This is a genomic window from Priestia sp. BR_2 (genome assembly GCF_041954005.1).
Taxonomy (GTDB): domain Bacteria; phylum Bacillota; class Bacilli; order Paenibacillales; family Paenibacillaceae; genus Paenibacillus_AQ; species Paenibacillus_AQ lautus_A.
Genome location: NZ_JAVFHM010000181.1, coordinates 1 through 1,450, shown reverse-complemented (window position 1 = coordinate 1,450; position 1,450 = coordinate 1). Strand labels below are relative to the sequence as shown.

Genomic DNA, 1,450 nt, shown 5'->3' with positions numbered 1-1,450 from the left:
TGATGCTTACACCAATACAGTAGAAAACAATAAATTATTTGATAAAGAACAATCTCAGTTTTTAAAGAGCCATTATCAGATGCAAAAAGCTAAAAAAATCCTCAAAGAAATGCGAGTGTGATGAACATGAATATCATCGCATCCTTTGATCGCTCAGTGTATCTGGAATTAGTCCTGACTGCTCTTGAAGAGAATGGGATTCCAAAAGAACAAATCCTTGCCGTTCCCCTTGATAAAAGAACCGAAGAAAGAAAACTATTCGACGCCATTCATAAATCAGATGGCGTCAGCCTATTTGACCTGGGCGCTTCTCTTGCTGTTGTTTTTTCCGTATTCGGAGCTTCCTATGGTTTTATAGCTACCTGGGGTCCAATTATATGGGGACTAATTGGTGCTGCTGGTGGTTTTCTAATCGGTTTTCTCATTGATCTTTTCATTAATAAAAGACGAAACCAACAGGAAATAATAAAAGGAAGAAGCACAGAGGTTTTTGTCGTCATTCAATGTGATCAAGACCGAGCAGAAATGACAGAACGGCTTCTTTGGAATCATTTTGCCTTAGGCGTTGCAAAGGTTAGTGATTAAGGGTGAAACAAATAGATGAACGTATGCAAATTCAAAAGCAATTTGCCAATCTACAGAAAGAATATTTTTTTGAAAACATCTTATTTTCTTATCAATGGTGGATTCTCGTAGCCACTACCGTCATTCTTTGGATCATTTGGTTACTCGTTGTTGATAAAAAAGGTTAAAAGGGATTTTAATAGTCGGTTTGATTACGAGTATGATGGCTGTTGTCATGGATGATACGGGCCTTTCTGTTGCGGCATGGTTTTATCCTTATCAGCTTGTATACTTTACAACCCGATTGAATACAGTAGACTTGGCTGTGATACCGACCTCTTACATGCTGTTATACCAATATTTTAGATCGTGGAAGAGCTATTTTTTTGCCACTATAGGATTTTGTCTGTTTGCCTCTTTTATTGCCGAGCCGATTTTCGTTCAATTGAGTATGTATAAAATGATGCGTTGGGAATACTGGTATTCCTTCCCGATTTATTTAGCAATGGGCGTATTTGTAAAATGGCTGGTTGATAAAATAGAAAGAAAATATGGATAGAGAGAGTTAATAGCGTTTCTAATATAGATGTCATAAGCTAAATGGCTGGTTGAAATTATCAATTAGATTAAGACACTAATAAAAGCTACTAAAGTTCGTTTATAGAAGAACTGTGTTTAAACGCTCGGAAGCATCACTTTAACTTGAAGTAATGCGATTTTATTTCTACCGATAAAGTAAATTATGTTAACTAAGATGGTATATTACATACAATCTAATTTCGATGTTCTTTAGAAATAAAATAGGCTCTTCTTTTCTATCGTGAGCAATATCCTTGTTTATTTACTTTTTAAATATTGTTTGCTCCATTCGCCCATACTATGCAAG

Annotated in this window: 2 protein-coding genes; both read left to right on the top strand. The window is 35.6% G+C overall.

The genetic code is table 11. The annotated features are described in order from the left end of the window. Positions 1-126 precede the first annotated feature (126 nt). Positions 127-585, top strand: a complete 459-nt coding sequence (locus tag RB298_RS08695; protein WP_328236186.1) for a hypothetical protein — start codon at positions 127-129, stop codon at positions 583-585. Positions 586-757: 172 nt separating this feature from the next. Next, the gene (locus tag RB298_RS08690) at positions 758-1,123 is read left to right on the top strand and encodes a CBO0543 family protein (RefSeq protein ID WP_486046816.1); all 366 of its coding nucleotides are present in this window, start codon (positions 758-760) and stop codon (positions 1,121-1,123) included. The last annotated feature ends 327 nt before the right edge of the window (positions 1,124-1,450 follow it).

Coding starts and splice junctions, on each gene's coding strand:
- RB298_RS08695 (WP_328236186.1), top strand. CDS start 127: ATGAATATCATCGCATCCTTTGATCGCTCAGTGTATCTGGAATTAGTC.